The organism is Acinetobacter bereziniae LMG 1003 = CIP 70.12, from assembly GCF_000368925.1.
In the GTDB taxonomy this organism is placed as follows: Bacteria; Pseudomonadota; Gammaproteobacteria; order Pseudomonadales; family Moraxellaceae; genus Acinetobacter; species Acinetobacter bereziniae.
Window position 1 is genome coordinate 2546918 of the sequence record NZ_KB849756.1, and the last position, 18739, is coordinate 2565656.

The 18739-nt window shown below is 39.2% G+C and carries 20 protein-coding genes; 14 read left to right on the top strand and 6 right to left on the bottom strand.

The genetic code is table 11. The annotated features are described in order from the left end of the window. The first annotated feature begins 17 nt into the window (after window positions 1–17). The 8 genes from pdxH to F938_RS21705 all read left to right on the top strand — a co-directional run bounded on the left by pdxH (window position 18) and on the right by F938_RS21705 (window position 6056). Window positions 18–674, top strand: coding sequence for a pyridoxamine 5'-phosphate oxidase (gene pdxH / locus F938_RS21670; RefSeq protein WP_004826106.1), 657 nt, complete (start codon window positions 18–20; stop codon window positions 672–674). Further along, window positions 675–2378 (top strand): single-stranded-DNA-specific exonuclease RecJ, encoded by a 1704-nt coding sequence (gene recJ / locus F938_RS21675; RefSeq protein WP_005035180.1) that lies wholly within the window; start codon window positions 675–677, stop codon window positions 2376–2378. A gap of 320 nt (window positions 2379–2698) precedes the next feature. After that, window positions 2699–3241 (top strand): PadR family transcriptional regulator, encoded by a 543-nt coding sequence (locus F938_RS21680; protein WP_005035183.1) that lies wholly within the window; start codon window positions 2699–2701, stop codon window positions 3239–3241. 22 nt (window positions 3242–3263) lie between these two features. After that, window positions 3264–3659 (top strand): Fur family transcriptional regulator, encoded by a 396-nt coding sequence (locus F938_RS21685; RefSeq protein WP_004826112.1) that lies wholly within the window; start codon window positions 3264–3266, stop codon window positions 3657–3659. Window positions 3660–3677: 18 nt separating this feature from the next. Then, on the top strand, window positions 3678–3980 hold the full coding sequence (locus F938_RS21690) for a DUF3861 domain-containing protein (protein ID WP_004826114.1): 303 nt from the start codon (window positions 3678–3680) through the stop codon (window positions 3978–3980). Window positions 3981–4014: 34 nt separating this feature from the next. Continuing rightward, complete coding sequence (locus F938_RS21695) at window positions 4015–4296, top strand: DUF2798 domain-containing protein (protein WP_005035187.1); 282 nt, start codon at window positions 4015–4017, stop codon at window positions 4294–4296. A 264-nt stretch (window positions 4297–4560) separates the two neighbouring features. After that, window positions 4561–5508, top strand: coding sequence for a pirin family protein (locus F938_RS21700; RefSeq protein ID WP_004826117.1), 948 nt, complete (start codon window positions 4561–4563; stop codon window positions 5506–5508). Between the two features lie 149 nt (window positions 5509–5657). Next, window positions 5658–6056 (top strand): OsmC family protein, encoded by a 399-nt coding sequence (locus tag F938_RS21705; protein ID WP_005035190.1) that lies wholly within the window; start codon window positions 5658–5660, stop codon window positions 6054–6056. Between the two features lie 88 nt (window positions 6057–6144). On the opposite strand, the gene F938_RS21710 is transcribed toward F938_RS21705, so the two are convergent. Further along, complete coding sequence (locus F938_RS21710) at window positions 6145–6591, bottom strand: surface-adhesin E family protein (protein ID WP_005035193.1); 447 nt, start codon at window positions 6589–6591, stop codon at window positions 6145–6147. Between the two features lie 149 nt (window positions 6592–6740). Here F938_RS21710 and F938_RS21715 point away from each other — a divergent pair, with 149 nt between their 5' ends. Next, window positions 6741–7382, top strand: a complete 642-nt coding sequence (locus F938_RS21715; protein WP_005035195.1) for a glutathione S-transferase family protein — start codon at window positions 6741–6743, stop codon at window positions 7380–7382. A gap of 28 nt (window positions 7383–7410) precedes the next feature. Next, on the top strand, window positions 7411–8022 hold the full coding sequence (locus F938_RS21720; protein WP_005035197.1) for an alpha/beta fold hydrolase: 612 nt from the start codon (window positions 7411–7413) through the stop codon (window positions 8020–8022). On the opposite strand, the gene dinB is transcribed toward F938_RS21720, so the two are convergent. The 4 genes from dinB to mdtD form a co-directional block, all read right to left on the bottom strand. Then, a complete protein-coding gene (dinB, locus tag F938_RS21725; protein WP_010590907.1) occupies window positions 8014–9069 on the bottom strand; it encodes a DNA polymerase IV in 1056 nt (351 codons plus the stop codon). The two genes, F938_RS21720 and dinB, sit on opposite strands and share 9 nt — an antisense overlap. Before the next feature lie 116 nt (window positions 9070–9185). Beyond that, window positions 9186–9929 carry a glycoside hydrolase family 25 protein gene (locus F938_RS21730; RefSeq protein ID WP_009585484.1) on the bottom strand — a complete coding sequence of 248 codons (744 nt, stop codon included), beginning with the start codon at window positions 9927–9929 and terminating at the stop codon, window positions 9186–9188. A gap of 13 nt (window positions 9930–9942) precedes the next feature. Then, window positions 9943–10911, bottom strand: coding sequence for a hypothetical protein (locus tag F938_RS21735; protein WP_005035201.1), 969 nt, complete (start codon window positions 10909–10911; stop codon window positions 9943–9945). 42 nt (window positions 10912–10953) lie between these two features. After that, the gene (gene mdtD, locus F938_RS21740) at window positions 10954–12345 is read right to left on the bottom strand and encodes a multidrug transporter subunit MdtD (protein WP_005035203.1); all 1392 of its coding nucleotides are present in this window, start codon (window positions 12343–12345) and stop codon (window positions 10954–10956) included. A 324-nt stretch (window positions 12346–12669) separates the two neighbouring features. On the opposite strand from mdtD, the gene F938_RS21745 reads away from it, so the two are divergent. Then, a complete protein-coding gene (locus F938_RS21745) occupies window positions 12670–14478 on the top strand; it encodes a choice-of-anchor I family protein (protein WP_005035205.1) in 1809 nt (602 codons plus the stop codon). 121 nt (window positions 14479–14599) lie between these two features. Here F938_RS21745 and tenA read toward each other — a convergent pair whose 3' ends face one another. After that, window positions 14600–15271, bottom strand: a complete 672-nt coding sequence (gene tenA / locus F938_RS21750) for a thiaminase II (protein WP_005035207.1) — start codon at window positions 15269–15271, stop codon at window positions 14600–14602. A 237-nt stretch (window positions 15272–15508) separates the two neighbouring features. Between tenA and F938_RS21755 the strand changes: the two genes are divergently transcribed. The 3 genes from F938_RS21755 (at window position 15509) to ssb (ending at window position 18731) form a co-directional block, all read left to right on the top strand. Continuing rightward, window positions 15509–16591 carry a DUF475 domain-containing protein gene (locus F938_RS21755; protein WP_010590906.1) on the top strand — a complete coding sequence of 361 codons (1083 nt, stop codon included), beginning with the start codon at window positions 15509–15511 and terminating at the stop codon, window positions 16589–16591. Between the two features lie 139 nt (window positions 16592–16730). Next, a complete protein-coding gene (locus F938_RS21760; protein WP_010590905.1) occupies window positions 16731–18095 on the top strand; it encodes an MFS transporter in 1365 nt (454 codons plus the stop codon). A 51-nt stretch (window positions 18096–18146) separates the two neighbouring features. Beyond that, a complete protein-coding gene (gene ssb, locus F938_RS21765) occupies window positions 18147–18731 on the top strand; it encodes a single-stranded DNA-binding protein (protein WP_004826134.1) in 585 nt (194 codons plus the stop codon). Window positions 18732–18739: the final 8 nt, after the last annotated feature.

Here is an 18739-nt window from a genome sequence, read left to right on the forward strand (position 1 = left end):
GTAGAAGGTTTGGGTTCATGAGTGATGTGATTAAAGATTTAAGCGAGCTTCGTTTAACCTATCAGAAAGGTGAACTGCATGAGGAACAGGTGGATGCCCATCCACACGAACAGTTTCTCAATTGGTTTAATTTGGCTCTAGAAGCCAAACTTCATGAACCTTATGCAATGTCCTTAGCGACTGCAAATGCACAAGGTCGCCCGCATGTGAGGACAGTGTTATTGCGTGGTGCAACCGAAGCTGGTTATGACTTTTATACCAACTATGACAGTCAAAAAGGTTTGGATTTAGCTGAAAATCCTTTTGCAGAACTTCTCTTTTACTGGCCTGAGTTGGAGCGCCAAGTCCGTGTTAGTGGTCAAGTCGAGAAAATATCTGAGCAAGAGTCTACTGATTATTATCACAAGCGTCCACGCGATAGCCAAATTGCAGCGCATATCAGTACACCTCAAAGTGGGGTGATTGCGAATCGTGAACAACTTCAACAACGCTTTCAAGCACTGTATGATCAAGTTGCGGAGAAAGACCAACTGGTAAAACCTGAGTTTTGGGGAGGCTATCGTTTGCAACCCGACTATTATGAGTTTTGGCAAGGTCGTCCAAATCGTTTACATGATCGTTTAACTTATGAAAAGGTTGAGGGATTTTGGAAATTACAACGTTTGATGCCATAAATGCAAAAAATACAAATTAAACAACGACCACTGTTGACACGCCCTGATCATTTTCAGGGCGTATCACCGTTTATTGCTGAACTTTTGGCAAGACGTGGAGTGCAGTCAGAACAAGAACTTGATTTAAAACTGAAATATTTACTTGCACCCAAAATGAAAGGTTTGGAGCAGGCGATTCAGATCATTGACCAAGCCATAGATGAACAGAAAAAAATCGTCATTGTGGGGGATTATGATGCCGATGGTGCGACCAGTACAGCACTGATGATATTGGCTTTAAATGAAATGGGAGCAAATGTTCAATATTTAGTGCCTGATCGTTTTAAATATGGTTATGGTCTCACCCCTAAGATTGCCGATTTAGCTTTTAAAAAATTTCAACCCGATTTATTGGTCACTGTAGATAATGGAATTTCCAGTCATGCAGGAGTTGATCAAGCGCATTTACTGGGTATGCAGGTCATTATTACCGACCACCATTTGACTACGAAGCAAACACCTCAAGCTGAAGCTGTGGTGAATCCGAATCAACTGGGATGTGAGTTTCCAAGCAAGGCATTGGCGGGTGTGGGGGTTGCTTTTTATTTATTGGCGAATTTAAGTAGTCATCGTGCAAAACTTGCTAAATCGACTGCAAAAATGCAGCAATATTTAGATTTGGTTGCTTTAGGCACTTATGCCGATGTGGCAAGTCTGGATTATAACAATCGGATTTTGGTCGATGCAGGTGTGAAGCGAATTCAGCAAAATCAGTGTCGTGCTGGAATCAGTGCATTGTTGGATATCGCAGGGCGTGATCCAGCTGAGTTAAAAGCTTCTGATTTAGGGTTTGTCTTAGGTCCTCGAATTAATGCGGCAGGACGTATGGAAACCATGGATATTGGGATTGAATGTCTATTGGCAACTGATATGCAAACTGCCTATGCATTGGCGCGTCAGTTGAACGATTTAAATTTGGAGCGCCGTCAAGTTGAATCACAAATAAAGCAAGAAGCACTGACTGAGCTAGAACAACTTGAATTAGACCAAGACAATTTACCCGCTGCGTTGGTGATGTTTGAAGAGCATTGGCATCAAGGCGTGATTGGTATTGTTGCGGGGCGTTTAAAAGAACAATTTCATCGTCCGAGTATTGTATTTGCTGCCGATAAAGATGGCATTCATATCAAAGGATCTGCTCGCTCGATAGAGGGTATCCATATTCGAGATATGATTGAAAAAGTGGCAGAACAGTATCCTGATTTAATTAGCCATTTTGGTGGTCATGCTGCTGCGGCAGGTTTGACCATTCAAAAGCAAGATTTCGAAGCATTTAAGCAGCGTTTTACTGAACTGGTTGCTCAATCAGATGAATCTCTGTTTCAAGCGGTGTTATGGACAGACGGTGAATTACCTGCTCAAGCCTTTCAACTGCAAACGGTTGATACACTCGAACAATTGGGTCCTTGGGGACAAAAGTTTCCTGCCCCTGTGTTCGAAGGGCAGTTTAAGGTGATTGACTACCGCTGGCTGAAAGATGCTCATTTAAAATTGCGTTTGGCTTTAGCAGATGGGCAGGCTGTGGATGCCATTGCATTTAATGTTCGTGATAAATTTAATTTTGATCCGATGCAGGATCGTGTTCGTATCGTCTATGAGTTGGATAAAAATCAATTCAATGGCAATGTGAGTTTGCAATTGCGAATGTTGCATTTGGAACAGTAATTTCAAATGAAAAAGCGCTGATATAGGCGCTTTTTTATTGGCATATGATTAAAAATATAATGAGTAAACTATACGAATAAAAACAAGCCATGTGCTGATTCAATCGGCAAAAGGATTCAAATCTGCTGATATTTCTGAATTGATCATGTCCACTTTAAAAATTGAAAGAATGTCTTTTTCATATCTTAAGCAATATCTCTTTATAAAATTAATTTAATATAAATCAATTAATTATGGTTTATTATAAATATTTTATTGAATTAAGACACATTAAGATATATCTTAATATGTATAAATTAATCAATTTGAGAAAAATAAAGATGAAATCAGCTCAGCATGATCATTCACAGCATGACTTTGAACATCGTGGTCATCATCCAGAAAAAGGCTATGCTGGACGTAGAGGTCGCTTATTTGAATCAGGAAAAATGAAGCTTTTGGTACTTCATCTGATTGAACAGCAAGCCAAACATGGTTATGAAATTATCAAGGACATTAGTGATCTGGTGGGTGGCGGCTATACACCCAGTTCAGGCACTATTTATCCCACACTGACCTATCTTGAAGAAATAGGCTTTGTTCGGGTAGAGAGTACGGCGGATGATCGCAAGCAATATCATATTACTGACGCTGGAAAGTTACACTTAAAAGATCAACAGCAACACATTCAACATTTATTAGCGCGTTTAGAAACGCGTCGTGAAATTCATGAAAATGACCAATATCTGGATGTGCATCGCGCCATGGAAAATTTAAAAACGGCGTTGCGTTTAAAGCTCAAAGGTAAAGATTTTAATGCAGAACAGGTCAGACAAGTTGCTGAGATCATTGATCAAGCAGCTGTAAAGATTGGGCGTTTATAGCATGACATCCAAAAGGTGAGACATGAATATTGAAATCCAACAGAAATTACGTCACGCAAACTTAAAAATTACTCAGGCACGAGTGATTGTATTCAAAGCCTTATCAGATCAAAAAGCACAACTGACGGCTAAACAAATTTATCAGCAGTTATATCTGAACAATCAGCAGATTAGCTTATCCACCATCTATCGTGTAGTGAGTGACTTAGAAAGGGCGGGTTTGGTGAGTCAAAAATTGAATGGTAGAGATGAAGCACGCTATGCCTTGATTAACAAGTCCGAAGCTGAATTTCTCAACATTCATTGTGCTGATCTGAAACAGATCAATAAATCTTCTTTGATTGAATCACTGGAAAAGGTTTTCCAACAATTCAATATCGATATTTTAGAGATTGAATTTAACAACACATTACACTAGAAGGTTTAGAGAAATAGTATGAAACAACATCAATACCACGTGAGTGTACAGCATCTTGCAGATGCCAAAGGTCAACCATCAAACTACAGTGAAAATATCGAATTTAATGTGGGAAACCACGACGATATTTTTGAAATTGTTGAACGTTTAAAAAAAGCTGAGTTTTTTGATGATGAGACAACAAAGGCATTTGCAGTCGGACTCAAATTGTTTTTAGAAGTGATGATTACACATCGTGATCATATTTTATTTAAAGACTTTGAACCCGCAGTAAAACAATTTATGAAAAATTTAAAGCAAAATGTAAAGAAAGAGGCATGATGATTAAAACAGATACATTTAGAGTGTTGGTATAATGCAAGCAAAATCTACAATGATCGTGGGTAAAATTCCCAAATTACCCGCAAAATATGCCACTTGGTTGATGCCATTTTTCCTTTCAGGATTAATGAGTGCCACTATTTCTATGATTAATTTATGGAAAAATGTGGGATGGTTTGATGCATTTTTTACAAAATGGTTCGATGTCTGGCTATTTTCATGGATGATTGCCTTTCCAATGGTATTGATATTTTTACCGATCGTCCGCCGTTTTACTGGACTATTTGTAAATCTCACACCGCCGCCAGCACCTTAAACAAAAGGTTCTGAAAATGGATGGTGTTGGATGGAGATTAGGTGTAGAGCATTTTAAGCGCAAGCCAATATCAGAAAATACAACATCATCAGTTGAGCATCACCATCCTCATAACAAAAACCACACTATTATTGTCCTATTCATAGTATTCAGCGTATTAAGATAGCTATAGGTTGATGGATATAAAACCGCTAGGCTAGATATATTGAAATGGCAGATGTTGAAAGAACATCCTGAGCTGATGAACAACTTTAGGATAACAAAATGACCAATACCAACTATACCGAGATTTCTAATTCTGACGATTGTGAAAAATACGTGAATCAATTTATTCAAGATTTTCCAATTCGCTCAGCAGAAATAGGCAGAGGCACCGTCATTAAACGTGCATTACCAAGTCGTCAGAAACGTATGATAGGAGCATGGTGCTTTTTAGATCACGCAGGACCAGTGACATTTCCTCAAGGAGATGGATTGGATGTTGGACCACATCCACATATCGGGCTACAGACTTTTACGTGGATGATTGAAGGCACAATGATGCATACAGACAGCATTGGCTCAAAACAATTGATTCGCCCAAAGCAAGTTAATTTGATGACGGCAGGTTACGGAATTTCTCATACAGAAGTTGCACCTGATACCGAAACCCGAATGCATGCGGCACAACTGTGGATCGCCTTGCCTGATGATAAAATCAATATGGCACCTCAATTTGACCATTATCCTGTATTGCCTGTGGTCGAAAAGGACAATATTGAATTCACTGTATTAGTTGGTGAATTTATGGATACCGTGTCTCCAGTCCAAGTTCATACAGAATTATTAGGCATTGATTTTTTTGCCAAAGAACAGACTAAAACTCGTATTCCGCTCAATCCTAAATTTGAGTATGGATTTATGGCTTTAGAGGGTGATGCAATCGTCAATGGTCATGATTTAAATAGTGACAATATGGTGGTGCTGGAACCAGGAATCTCCCAGATTGAAGTGGAACTTCCGAAAGGTTCTCGTTTGTTGTTGATTGGTGGAGAACCCTTTGAGTCGCCTATTTTATTGTGGTGGAACCTTGTGGGGCGTACTCAAGAGGAACTGAAAACAGCGACAGAGCAATGGATCAATCAAGATGCCCGTTTTGGAACAATTCCTGATTATGATGGTCCACGTTTAGAAGCCCCAGCATTTCCAGATAAGATGCGACCATCGAAGTAATCGGCGCCATGATTGATTGCTGATCTTGAGACACGAGCTTAAATTAAACAATTTGCGTTAAAGGCTCATCCCTTAGCGCAAATACTGAGCTTACAAAGTTCCATCTAAACGAAGGTTAAATAAAAATTTCAATATTATAGGAAAATAAAATGGCAATTATTGCAAATGCAAAAGTAAAAACTTATCCAGAACCATGGTCTGGCGAAGTCCTCAGTGGTAAGCACCAACTGATTACTGATAAACCTGAATCTTTTGGTGGGCAAGACAAAGGTTTAGCACCTTATGATTTTGTTTGTTCTGGTTTGATTTCCTGTACGATGATTACGTTACGGATGTATGCGCAACATAAAGGTTTTGATTTGGGCGAGTTTACAGTTGAAGCAGATTTTAATGCCAACAAAGAAGGTAAAGAATGGATTGAACGCCGTTTATCATTTGCCAATGCTTTATCAGAAGAGTTGCACCAAAAGGTATTAGACATTTGCCAAAAAACACCTGTCACCAAAACCTTGTTACGTAGTGTAGAAATCAATACCTCGATTATTTGAGTGATATTGAAAAAATAATTTGATTTGGAAAAGACATTTTGTTGAGCAACAAAGTGTCTTTTTTTATATGGTCAATATTGCTGATGACTTATTTACAACTGATGTTATAAATTTGTGTATAAAACTGAGCTTGGTTTAAGGGCTTAAAATCTAAATCATCAAAAGAATAAAACGCAGCACCAGTTTCGCCGTCATGACTCAAGGTAATGTCATCAAATTTTTTTACGAGTTTGCTGTTTGAGGTTTGTCCTGCAAAGTAATTAGCACCTCGAAGGGCAATAGTTTTCCCTTTACAGTCGACAATAAGTTGTTTAATCACAGATTGATAAGGCAGATCAGTGTTTCGTTTGATTGGCGCAGTATATTTTTCGTAGATCACCGCTTGTTTAAATGAATCACGAATCACTTTATTTGCCTTACTGTCAATAAAGGCTTGACCTTGAGGCTCAATAGCTCCAAGCAAAATAAGTTTGGGCTGATAGGAATATGCATTGGCGCATGCCAATAATAGAGTTAAACCGAGTAAATGCTTCATTTTTATTTTTCAGTATGGCTGATATTCAGACAGATTATAAACACAGTCATTCCAGAGCACACTTAAAAAAGTGTTAAAAATATAGCAATTCAATTGTTGAAAAGCCAAGATCAATCTATAGTCAGAACACAATAATTGAGGCAATAAAAATGATTACATTACATCATCTGGATCAATCACGCTCATTACGGATTATTTGGGCTTTGGAGGAGTTGGGGCTTGAATATGAAATTAAGCACTATAAGCGTTTGCCTACCTTTGCTGCACCGCCAGAGTTAAAAGCTGTGCATCCACTTGGAAAATCACCTGTGTTGACGGATGGTGATTTAACAATTGCCGAATCTGCGGTGATTTTGGACTATCTTCAAACGACCTATGATACCCAAAATCAGTTTAAGCCTCAGAAGTCTCAAGATCTGATGCAATATAACTATTGGATGCATTATGCAGAAGGTTCTTTAATGCCTTATTTGGTGATGACTTTGGTGATGACCAATATGCCGAAACATGTACCATTTTTGATTCGACCGATAGCAAAAAAAATCTCCGAAGGGGTACGTGGTGGTTTTATCAATCCACGTTTAAAAGAGCATTCTGCATTTTTGGAAGACTATTTTAGCCAGCATGATTATGCGGCAGGAGAATTCTCTTTTGCTGATATTCAGATGAGCTTCCCTGTGATAGCAATGCAGCAACGTACTCAAAATAAGATGCCTCAAATTGCAGCTTATGCGGAACGCATTCAGCAGCGACCTGCTTATCAACGTGCTAAAGCAAAAAGCGGCGATTAATTATTTGAGAGCTCAAAGTGAAGTCTAAATGAATTTGATCTTTTTACCGGGTGCATCTGGAAGTACTGAATTTTGGCAACCCGTGATGCAAAGCTTGTCGATGAATTATGCAAAAACCGTGATTGCCTATCCAAGCTTTGGGGGATGCCCAGATCATCCTCAAATTCATAGTTTTGAAGATCTACAGACTTATGTTCTTGATCAGATTGAACAACCATCGATATTGATTGCGCAGTCTATGGGAGGCATCTTTGCTGTCCAAGCAGCATTACAAAAACCAGAATGGGTTAAGGGACTGGTATTGGTTGCAACTTCAGGAGGAATCAATTTAGCTCCATTTCATGTGGCGGATTGGCGAGAAGACTATCGTCAAACTTTTGCTGTTCCAAGTTGGTTTATGGATCATCGATCTTATTTGGATGATGTATTAACCCAGATTTCTTGTCCTGTTCTATTAATCTGGGGTGATTCAGATCCAATCAGTCCAGTTAAAGTCGGTGAATATTTACAGGACAAAATCAAAAATTCAATATTACATGTCATTCCACAAGGTGAGCATGATTTAGCTCATGTTTTTGCAGATCAAGTGACAGAATGGGTTGAAGATTTTCTTTCCGAACATGAATGTACTTTACCATAATGACAATTGTGACTCGTCTTGTCGATCTGTGAGTTGATATAGCCCCACGCCAATTAAACGGAATTGAAAATGCTCAGGAATCTGCATTTCATTCAATAAGATTTGAACCACTTGAGTCATTTCTTGTGGTGATTTAAGTGCAGTCTTAAAGCTCTTACTGTGTTGTAGTACCTGAAAATTCTTTAATTTCAGTTTGACGGTCACACCTCGTGCTTGCATCTGTTTCTTTTCTAAACTGAGCCAAACCCGTGAGATTAAATTATCCCAATAGATTGCACATTGTTCGAGATTAAAATCGTCATCAAATGTGGTTTCTTTTGAAATTTGCTGCCGTTGTCGTTCTGCTTGTACAGGTCGATCATCTATGCCTTGAGCATATAAAAACAACTGTTTGCCATATTTACCGAAATGGTGAATTAAGATGTTTTCTTCAATTTTTTGCAAGTCGCCCAATGTTTCTAAATTTAAACTTTTGAGTTTTTCTTGAGTAACTTTACCCACGCCAGGAATTTTTTTCAGGGCTAAATCTTGAATAAAGTTTTGCACTTGGCTGGGTTTAATGATGCAAATCCCATTGGGCTTGTTCCAATCTGAAGCCACTTTGGCAAGAAATTTATTTGGTGCAACGCCTGCAGATGCAGTAAGACCCGTTTGTTGGAAAATATCAGCACGAATTCGTTCAGCGACTTCCGTGGCACTGGGAATATTGAATAAGTTTTCAGTCACATCAAGATAAGCTTCATCTAAAGACAAAGGTTCAATGAGTGATGTATATTTTTGAAAAATTTCATGAATTTGACGAGAAACATCACGGTATTTTTCAAAATTAGGTTCAATCACATAGACTTGTGGGCAACGTTTTTTCGCTTGTGACATCGACATGGCAGAGCGTAAGCCGAACTCACGGGCAGGGTAAGATGCCGCAGCAATCACCGCCCGAGGGTGATGTGAAGAAATCACCACAGGTAAATGCCTCAATTCAGGACGTTCAAGTAGTTCCACAGATGCATAGAATGCATCCATGTCGATATGGATGATTTTTCTCATGAATGACACAGTGTTGCAGCGCTGTGTGTTTATTCTAACCGATCTGGTTTGTTGTAAGTGATGAATTTGGTGTTTGGTAGCGAATCTGCGACAGTCTGTGTCGAGATGAGGGTTGGCTAATTTAACTTATTCTGTTGTAAAAACTGTTTCCACTGTTCAGCATCTCCATAAAAAACATTTAAATCAACATTTTTAGCAATGCCTTGAATTGTTCCCTGATTGGTATTTTGCCAAAAAGTCCATTCACGACCATCTTTTAAATCAGGCTTATCTTTATACTCACGAATCCAAATCGGTGTGTCCTTAAATTCGCCTGTAAGAACCATGTTATAAAATACTTTGGACGTGTAAAAAATGGGTTGTTTAGCATAATGTTGATGCAACTGATCATGTATAATTTTGATTTGTTTCAGTAATTGTTCTTTGGTGTAAGTGTTGATACAGGCACTGTCATATTCCAAGTCGATGACAGGGGGCAAGGCATTACTTTTGTTGGGTACTGTTTTGATAAAGTTTTGTGCTTGAATTGCGCCGTCTCGACACAAACGGAAAAAGTGATATGCACCTACACGCATACCACGTTCACGTGCTTCTAACCAGTAATCCTGAAATTTATCATCTTGATAATCTCCGCCTTCAGTGGCTTTGAGATAAACAAATTGATACTGCTGAGGAGAGATTTTTTTCCAATCGATCTCACCTTGATGATGTGATACATCGAAACCACGAATAACATAATCTTGAGCACCAGCATTTTGTGGATAAAACACAGCCAAGTAACTGGCGATACCCAATAAACTGATACATCCGATACTGGTGAAGATAGAACGATATTTAGGTTGGTGTTTCACAAAAATCATCCTGTTGCCAATGTTATGCAATTTCTAGATTAATCGTCGCGTTGCAGTATTGATCATGTGTTGATTGTACGCGTTTCGCTTTAGGGTGCGTCATTTGACTACCCAATTGTTCAATAAATTTACATGATGCATATTTTTTGGCACGTGCTTGATATTCAGTAATCCATCTGTCTCGGTCAAGCATACGGTTTTCTTGAACTGGCCAAACCCCTAAACGTAAGGCATCTATACCAATTCTCCACGGTTTCGGACTAATCCTTGCTCGGAAACAGTTTTGGTTCTTACACATACGCACATAGTTTGGATCGGCTTGTAGTGCAATAAAAAACTGTTGAGTTTCTTCACTTCGAGGTTCAAAGAGCTGATGCATGACCAAGACCCGATAGCCTTTTGGGGTTTGATAGACACGTAAATGCCAAGTTGGATGTTGCATAGAAAATTGACGAATGGATTTTAAGGCTTGTTGTTCCGGTGAACCCTTCCATTTATTTTGAATACTCAACAATATTTCGGCAGTTTGTTTGCTGAGTACAATGGAAAAAAACACGCCGAATAGCAACACCCACCATGTTTTAAGTAATACAGTACAGACGATACTGATGAAAAAGAGCAATATAAAACTTAAAAAATACAGTCGACTATTCGGCGCATAATTAAAATCAATGTCTGCAAATAAAACATCGGGCGTATTGAGACAGAGTGCACCATAAGAATTACGTGTGATCACCACATCATCGTGTTGTTGAATAATTTCTTCACGAATGGGCAAACCTTCACTGCCATTATAAGGAATTTTATGGTCAAGTTTGCGAATGTTCTGTCCTGATCTAAGTTGCTCAAGTGCCTCTTTAACACGTGTTTCTGCATGTATTAGTGCATCATGCATACTCAAATCTGACCAACCAAATCGTTTGATGGTGACTTGGCGTTTTTCGTATTGTGTTGTTATTTTTGCTTCTGCCCAATATCTTGGAATGATCATATGATGTGTCCTTATTCTTTATTCAGTTTTATTTTGAACAGTTTAATCTCGGGTATCTTTTGGGATCTGAAAGAAAATTAAAGCAGTGATGATATTGATTGCACCTAAGCAGATCAGCGTATAGTGAAAAGCTTGAGTAATATGTGTCTCTGTAAAATATACAGTAAAAGTATTCAACAATGTGCCTGCTAAGGCAATACCAATACTCATTGAAAGCATCATAATCATCGACAAGAAACTGTTACCACTACTGGCGTCTTGTTGAGTTAAATCTTTCAGCGTCAACGTATTCATGGTCACAAACTGCAATGAATTGAGTACACCAAAAACAAAGAAGTGTAGTGTGCGCAGCCAAAGTGGCGTATCGACAGTATGTAAGGCAAAGCTGGCAATACATGCACCAATCAATAAGGTGTTGACCAATAAAAATGGACGATAGCCTGTGCGTTGTAAAATAGGGCGGATGATGGGTTTGGAAAATAATGAGCCCAATACAATTGGTGTCATCATAATCCCTGTCATCAAGGGTTCCATTTTAAAAGCCACTTGTAACATGAGTGGTAAAATAAAAGGCACCGCATTGCCACCAAAACGGGCAAAGAAATTTCCCAATACACCGATGGTATAAATTTTATTTTTAAATAAACGGCTACGAAATAATGCATTCTGATGTGTATGTGCATGATAAGCGTAAATACATGCTGAAATGATGCCAATTAAAAGTAAGCCAATACTGAAGTTTCGAGAGATCTCTTTACTGGCAATATTTTCAATACCGAGTGCCATACCCACCATTGCGATGGCTAAAAGAACAAAACCGCTGAAATCGAAAGATTTCACTGAAGCCTCTTTGACATTGGGCATGGCTTTAAAGGTGACAAATGTCCCTAAAATTCCGATCGGTAAATTGATCAAAAAAATCCAATGCCACGAGGCATATTCAACCAGCCACCCTCCTAAAACAGGACCCATCAATGGTCCGAGTAGCCCTGCCAAACTCATCAGACTCATTGCTGAAAGAAATTGTTCACGAGGAATAATTTTTAACATAGCTAAACGACCTACTGGAACCAGTAGTGCACCACCTATGCCTTGAATGACTCGGAATGCGATCAGCAAATTGAAATTGTTGGATAGCGCACAACCCAAAGAGGCACTGGTAAAAATCACAATTGCGATAAAAAAAGTATTCCGTACTCCAAAGCGATCAGCCAACCAGCCACTCAAAGGAATACAGGCGGCAACAGCCAATACATAGCTGATGACAATACCATGCATTTTTAATGGATTTTCTTGCAAACTTTCCGCCATTGCAGGCAAGGCAGTATTGATAATCGTGGTATCCAAGCCTTGCATGAAAAAGCCGATCGAAACTAAAAAAACCAATAAATAAAATTTAGGCTGTAATTTGCTGTGCGATGGCGTTGCAGTCATAGAACTGAAATAAGTCAATTTTGTGAATAGTTTAAAACAATGCTCAGCTTAAATCTGTATGAAATCGTTGTTGAACCAGCGAGATAAATGAGCTTTGGTACATGAGTCAAAAAATGAGGCATTGTACAGTTGATCTGAATGCACTGATTTCTGTGCAAAGTTAAAATGTGATCACTGAGTAAGCTTCCCCGCATTTAGAATGCTTTTGCCAAAGATACTGTGTCAAAGGTCAAGAAACTGCAATAAAAGTGTAATGTGTTGGTCATGAAATTTACACCCCTAATCCTTATAGTGGTGAAAATTTAAACTACAACGGATTGGCGCATGAACTTAAAGATTTCTGCATTGTGTTTAGCAATGCTTTCTGTGGGACTGGTGGCATGTAATGATGACAATGATCAATCAACACCACCAGTGGTTGAGGAAGCAACACCTGAAAGTATTAGCCTAAGTCTATTAGGTCGTTATGAGACAGGTGTTTTTGCTGAAAGCGCAGCAGAAATTCCTGCTTATGATGCAAGCACCAAACGAGTATTTGTAGTTAACGCCAAAAAAGGTTTGGTCGATGTACTTGATGTGTCTAAGCCAGATGCACCAGTTCATATTGGCGAGCTCTCTGCTCGTGAAGCCTTGGCAGAGTCAGAAGTAAATTCTGTGGCGATCAAAAATGGTATTGTTGCGCTTGCTGTTCAAGCCAAGCAAAAAACTGACAAAGGGTTGGTGGCGTTTTTTGATGCTAAGGATTTAAAACTCATCAGTAAAGTTGAAGTGGGTGCTTTACCAGATATGCTGACTTTTACCCCAGATGGTAAAACAGTTTTGGTTGCCAATGAGGCTGAGCCTAATGATGATTATAGTATTGATCCTGAAGGCTCAATCAGCATTATTGATATCACGAATATTCGTCAGCCAACCGCAACTGTTGCAGACTTCAAAGCATTTAATGATAAAAAAGCAGAGTTGATTAAATCAGGTGTACGAATTTTTGGTCCAAAAGCGACAGTCGCTCAAGACTTAGAACCTGAATACATTGCAGTTAGCCAAGATGGAAAAACTGCTTGGGCAAGCTTACAAGAAAATAATGCCATTGCAAAAATTGATATTGTCGCAAAAAAAGTGACTGATATTTTACCATTGGGCTATAAAGATCATGGTCTGGCAAATAATGCTTTAGATGTCAGTGATAAAGATAAAAAAATTAATATTCAAGCTTGGCCAGGTTTGATGGGAATGTATCAACCTGATTCAATTGCCCACTATCAAGCCAATGGTACCAGTTACTTAGTGACCGCAAATGAAGGTGACTCACGTGAATGGTTAAATGACACAACTGCATATTATGCTGGAGACCAAAGTAAAGGTTTTGCTGAAGCAATTCGAATGAAGCATTTATTCAATGTCAAAGGTTTTAATAATAAAGGGGATTATCCTGCGCATTTGACTCATCTTGTTGCTGGGGTAAAAGGAGCCAAATTGGATGCCACAGTCTTTGCATATTGTGGAGCAACAGCAACTGGTCCAGGTTTATGCCGTGAGGACGACCAATTGGGGCGTTTAAATATTGCATGGAATATGGGGTATGAAACCAATACCGATGGTTCTCCAAAACTAGATGCCAACGGATTATTGACCTATAACAAACTGTATAGCTATGGCGCACGCTCATTTAGTATCTGGGACACACAAGGTAAATTGGTTTGGGACTCAGGCAGTGAGTTTGAACGTAAAGTTGCTGAGTTATTTCCAAATTACTTTAACAGTGATCATGAAGCGGCTGCTTTTGATGACCGTAGTGATAATAAAGGACCTGAACCCGAAGGTTTGGCTTTAGGGACGATTGGTAAGAAAACCTTTGCCTTTATTGGCTTAGAGCGTCAAAGTGGGATTATGGTTTATGATATTAGTAATCCTCAAAAACCTGTTTTTGTGCAGTATTTTAACAACCGCACTTTTAAACAAGATCAAACTTATGTCAATTCCAAAGGTGAATCTATTTTAATTGAAAAGAGTGATCTAGGACCTGAAGGACTGACGTTTGTTTCTGCGAAAGATTCACCGAATGCTAAACCAATGTTGATTGTGGGTAACGAGGTGAGCGGTAGTACAGCAATTTATCAGATTAATTTAAAGTAGAATTTTAAATTAATCCCTTCGTTTTAAAGAGTGCTTTGGCACTCTTTTTTATTACATTTTCAACGCCCACTGCCCCAAACTTAATATGTATAAGGGAGAGTGGGAAGCATATATCTATAAATTACTGATCTAAGCCTAACCATTGTCTTTGATGATAAGCACCATCCCAAAATAACCATTCTAACTCAGCACCTTTGGTATAGGCCTTATGCATTTTCTCAAGTGTTGCGGCATCACAATGTTCAGCAATACGGTCAATAGTTGCCAAAACATTTTTAACCGCTTCATTAAACTCTTCACCAGAATAAGTATCAATCCATGCTTGATAAGGATTATTGGCGACAGATTTGTTGACAATATCTTTACCGACTTCAGCATAAATCCAGAAACAAGGCAGTAATGATGCCAATACAACAGGATAGCTTTCTGACCACGCTGTCGCTGTTAAGAAAGAGGTATAGTGATGGCAAGCAAGCGTCAGTGGTGTGTTTTCAAAATCAGCTTTGCTAATGCCGAAGTTTTGCATAAATCCATCATGCAAACTGCGTTCAACCACAATGGCTTCTTTCGCGCCTTGTGTAAATTGAATAATATCGTCAGCATCAAAGGCTTTTGCACCACAGATAGCCAATGCACGTCCATAAGCCACTAAATAATGGGCATCTTGGATCACATAATGACAAAAAACGTCTTTGCTTAATGTGCCTGTAGCAAGTTCTTGATTAAATGGTAAAGCTAATGTTTTGTTATATAAGGCAAGATTACGTTGCCAAAGCTGTTGAGAAAAACTCATGTTATTTTCCTATGCGATCATTCAAGCAATTAAAGTCATTTTGAACTGGCAAGACTATAGCAACTCTAGGTTGGTTTAGGTATTTGAATGCAGAAAATTCAACTGAGTTTGCATAAAAATATGACAAAGAACTTTTGGAGAAACCTAAAAAAGTCGTCATAATGTGCGCATTAAAAACCCAATTTTTATTTCAGTGTTCTGATTAAAAAACTATTCTCCGTAGGTCGTATTCTCATGATGAAACATTTTGGTTTCTCAATTTTTTTTACGGTTGTGTGTTTGGCTATATCTGCATATTGGGGCTTTACCCATGGTCCCAATGCAGGTGTCCAAGCCATGCTGTCAGCACTGACGATTACAGCGATTTTGGCTGTGATGGAAGTGTCTTTGTCTTTTGACAATGCTGTGGTCAATGCCTCTGTATTACGCAATTGGGATCATTTTTGGAAAATGATCTTTTTAACAGTTGGGATCTTGATTGCCGTATTTGGTATGCGATTGGTTTTCCCTGTTGTGATCGTTGCAGTGACCGCAGATATGGGCATGGTTGAAGTTGTGAAAATGGCTTTAAATGATCCAATCCAATATTCAGCAAAATTATTAGCGCATCATGCAGAAATTGCTGCTTTTGGTGGAGCATTCTTATTGTTGGTTTTCTTAAACTTCTTCTTGGATGAAGGTAAAGACACGCACTGGTTTAAGTGGGTTGAAAAGCGTTTAGCAAATTTAGCCAATGTGCCTGCGATGTCGGTTTTCCTCGCACTCATTGCTTTGTTGGTGATGGCAGCCAATGTTGAAGAGGCAAAACGTCTTGTAGTGACCATGGCAGGTATTTGGGGCATTGTCATTTATATTGGTGTACAAGTGCTGAGTCATTTATTGGGTGGTGAGCCTGAAGTTGATGAAGAGGGCAATGCCGTAGGTCACGATGCCAATGGTGCTCCAACAGGTGTCATCAAAGCAGGTATCGGCGGTTTTATTTATTTAGAAGTCCTTGATGCCTCTTTCAGTTTTGATGGTGTGATTGGTGCTTTTGCAATTACCTCTGATGTGGTCATCATCATGTTGGGCTTGGCCATCGGTGCAATGTTCGTTCGATCAATGACGATTTATCTTGTCGATAAAGGTACACTTGATGCTTATGTCTACCTTGAGCATGGCGCACATTATGCGATTGGTGCTTTAGCTTTTATTATGATTGCAAGCGGTACTGGACTCCATGTACCTGAAGTGGTGACAGGATTGATCGGTGTTGCCTTTATTGTCTGGGCTGTGATCGCATCAATCCAATATAACAAGCGAATTGAACAACAAGATTAATCCTTTTTTAATAAAAGAGATTACAATGGGAGAGCACTTTGAAAGTGCTCTTTTTTATGCGCAATGTTTCCACAAAGTTGCCACAATATGCGATGATGTGTTTGAAAATTAGCTCGCCAGTTTTGATAAGCCAGTAGATATGATGAATCCTTTAGAACGCCGCTCGACCTTTGCATTAAGTAGTATTTTTGCTTTACGCATGTTGGGGCTGTTCATGATTATCCCTGTGTTTTCCGTGGTGGGGCAGTCTTATCAATATGCGACACCAGCCTTGATTGGTTTAGCAGTAGGTGTCTATGGTTTAAGTCAGGCAATTCTGCAAATTCCTTTCAGTTTATGGGCAGACCGTTTTAGTCGAAAACCGTTGATTGTATTTGGGTTACTGTTATTTGCTTTAGGTGGCACAATTGCAGCCATGTCTGAAAGCATTTATGGTGTGATTCTTGGACGGGCGATTGCAGGGGCTGGCGCTGTATCAGCGGTTGTCATGGCATTGCTTGCAGATGTGACTCGCGAAGAAAATCGCACCAAAGCCATGGCTGTGATGGGTATGAGTATCGGCTTATCTTTTGTAGTTGCGTTTAGCCTTGGACCTTGGCTAACCAGTTTAGTCGGTATTTCAGGACTTTTTTGGGTCACGACCGTGATGGGGTTGTTGGCAATTTCAATGTTGTTTTTGGTGCCAAAAACTACTCGTCATCATAAGAACTTTAAACAAGGCTATCTCAATCAGCTCAAACAAGTGTTAAAAATGGGTGATCTGAATCGTTTGCATGTTTCAGTCTTCGCATTGCATTTATTGCTCACTGCTATGTTTATTTATGTGCCTTCACAGTTGATTAACTTTGCAGGTATTCCTTTAGCCAAACATGGCATTGTGTATTTACCACTGTTGGTGATTAGCTTATTTTTTGCTTTTCCAAGCATTATTCTTGCTGAAAAATATCGCAAGATGCGCAGTATTTTTCTCACAGCGATTGCAGGCATTATTGCTGGTCTGGTTATTCTTATATTTGGTTATGAATCCAAATATATTTTATTGCTCGGTCTGGGCTTATTCTTTATTGCTTTTAATGTGATGGAAGCTTTATTACCTTCATGGTTGTCCAAAGCTGCACCGATTCAGTCCAAAGCAACAGCAATGGGTGTCAACGCAAGTGCTCAATTTTTAGGTGCTTTTTTTGGTGGTACACTCGGTGGGCAATTAATTTTGCTCAATAATACAACAATGGGTTGGAGTGTTTTAGCAGCTATTGCTATACTTTGGTTGCTCATTAGCTTTGGGCTGGCTCAACCACGATATTTGACATCAATCGTTTTGCGATTACCTGAGGATAAACAAACCGATAATTGGACTTCTCAGTTATTGTCAATTCGTGGTATTGAAGAGGTCGTGGTAATGTCTGACCAGCAAGTGGCGTATATAAAGGTTGATAAACAGCAGATTGATGATGCTGCGCGACAACATTTAACGCAGTTGTTTGGGAAAGAGGTAGCCATTTAAACATAACTCTTATAAAGTAAAACATAGAATCGAATAGGAAGATAACATCTAATGCGTGGTGTAAATAAAGTTATTTTAGTTGGTACTTTGGGTCGTGATCCTGAGACGAAAACATTCCCAAATGGGGGGTCTCTCACTCAATTTTCAATAGCGACCAGTGAATCTTGGACAGATAAAAATTCCGGAGAAAGAAAAGAACAAACGGAATGGCATCGTATTGTATTGCATAACCGCCTAGGTGAAATTGCACAGCAATATTTACGTAAAGGCTCGAAAGTTTATATTGAGGGTTCTTTACGTACACGTCAGTGGACAGATCAAAATGGTCAAGAACGCTACACAACGGAAATCCGTGGTGAGCAAATGCAGATGTTGGATAACAACCGTCAACAAGGTGAAGCAGGTGAAAACGGGGGCTATAACCAACCACGTTTCAATAACAATCAACAAGGTGGTTTTAATAACAACCAAGGTGGTGGTTATAATCAAGGCAACCAAGGTGGCTATGGTAATGCAGCTCCACAAGGTGGTTATGGCAATGGTGGAAACAATGTTAATCAGGGTTTCCAGTCGCCTAAACCGCAACAAGCGCCGGCAACTGCTCCAGCAGATTTAGATGATGATCTGCCGTTCTAACTTGTACA

Excerpts from the sequence above, each read along its gene's own strand:
- F938_RS21715 (WP_005035195.1), top strand. The coding sequence starts at position 6,741 with ATGATTACATTACATCATCTGGATCAATCACGCTCATTACGGATTATT.
- F938_RS21745 (WP_005035205.1), top strand. The coding sequence starts at position 12,670 with ATGAACTTAAAGATTTCTGCATTGTGTTTAGCAATGCTTTCTGTGGGA.
- F938_RS21705 (WP_005035190.1), top strand. The coding sequence starts at position 5,658 with ATGGCAATTATTGCAAATGCAAAAGTAAAAACTTATCCAGAACCATGG.
- F938_RS21710 (WP_005035193.1), bottom strand. The coding sequence starts at position 6,591 with ATGAAGCATTTACTCGGTTTAACTCTATTATTGGCATGCGCCAATGCA.
- F938_RS21720 (WP_005035197.1), top strand. The coding sequence starts at position 7,411 with ATGAATTTGATCTTTTTACCGGGTGCATCTGGAAGTACTGAATTTTGG.
- F938_RS21755 (WP_010590906.1), top strand. The coding sequence starts at position 15,509 with ATGAAACATTTTGGTTTCTCAATTTTTTTTACGGTTGTGTGTTTGGCT.
- mdtD (WP_005035203.1), bottom strand. The coding sequence starts at position 12,345 with ATGACTGCAACGCCATCGCACAGCAAATTACAGCCTAAATTTTATTTA.
- F938_RS21680 (WP_005035183.1), top strand. The coding sequence starts at position 2,699 with ATGAAATCAGCTCAGCATGATCATTCACAGCATGACTTTGAACATCGT.
- pdxH (WP_004826106.1), top strand. The coding sequence starts at position 18 with ATGAGTGATGTGATTAAAGATTTAAGCGAGCTTCGTTTAACCTATCAG.
- F938_RS21700 (WP_004826117.1), top strand. The coding sequence starts at position 4,561 with ATGACCAATACCAACTATACCGAGATTTCTAATTCTGACGATTGTGAA.
- ssb (WP_004826134.1), top strand. The coding sequence starts at position 18,147 with ATGCGTGGTGTAAATAAAGTTATTTTAGTTGGTACTTTGGGTCGTGAT.
- F938_RS21760 (WP_010590905.1), top strand. The coding sequence starts at position 16,731 with ATGATGAATCCTTTAGAACGCCGCTCGACCTTTGCATTAAGTAGTATT.
- F938_RS21730 (WP_009585484.1), bottom strand. The coding sequence starts at position 9,929 with ATGATTTTTGTGAAACACCAACCTAAATATCGTTCTATCTTCACCAGT.
- F938_RS21695 (WP_005035187.1), top strand. The coding sequence starts at position 4,015 with ATGCAAGCAAAATCTACAATGATCGTGGGTAAAATTCCCAAATTACCC.
- recJ (WP_005035180.1), top strand. The coding sequence starts at position 675 with ATGCAAAAAATACAAATTAAACAACGACCACTGTTGACACGCCCTGAT.
- F938_RS21690 (WP_004826114.1), top strand. The coding sequence starts at position 3,678 with ATGAAACAACATCAATACCACGTGAGTGTACAGCATCTTGCAGATGCC.
- tenA (WP_005035207.1), bottom strand. The coding sequence starts at position 15,271 with ATGAGTTTTTCTCAACAGCTTTGGCAACGTAATCTTGCCTTATATAAC.
- F938_RS21685 (WP_004826112.1), top strand. The coding sequence starts at position 3,264 with ATGAATATTGAAATCCAACAGAAATTACGTCACGCAAACTTAAAAATT.
- dinB (WP_010590907.1), bottom strand. The coding sequence starts at position 9,069 with ATGAGAAAAATCATCCATATCGACATGGATGCATTCTATGCATCTGTG.
- F938_RS21735 (WP_005035201.1), bottom strand. The coding sequence starts at position 10,911 with ATGATCATTCCAAGATATTGGGCAGAAGCAAAAATAACAACACAATAC.